Annotated in this window: 1 protein-coding gene; it reads left to right on the top strand. The window is 53.4% G+C overall.

Annotated elements, in window-relative coordinates; genetic code table 11:
• A partial coding sequence (locus AC0T7J_RS25405; RefSeq protein WP_473798567.1) for a hypothetical protein occupies window positions 1-421 on the top strand: 421 nt, incomplete at both ends.

Raw genomic sequence — 421 nt, 5'->3', positions numbered from 1 at the left:
AGGCTGGGGATTACATCGCGCTGGTAACCAGCGAAGAAGATAACGCGGTTTACAACTTCAACCTGTTGTTCGCCTTCAACAGAGGTTCAAAGCAGTTTGAGCTGAAAGCTCTGCTGGAAGTGGCGAACAACGACTCCTGTGACCGGTCGCTTGTCAGCGTAGTGGAGTTGCCGGTGCAGACATTTGGCCCCATCACTCTCGCTTCTTTCGATGGGCGTGAAGCGCTGCAGAAGCTGCAGGTTGCTCGTACTGGCAGTATTGAGGGCGTGAGAAAGAAATTGATGACCGTCGATTCGGCTGATTTGCTGGATATGGCGCTGGCAGCCTACCGAAAGGGTGATGTCTCTTCCTTCAAGGATGCGATGAGCTACGCGTTGATGGGCGGTGGTTCGCATGACACTTGTCCCCCGGATAGCTATAT

Source organism: Pantoea sp. E956-1 (assembly GCF_982223955.1).
This window is presented reverse-complemented; position numbering and strand designations above follow the sequence as displayed.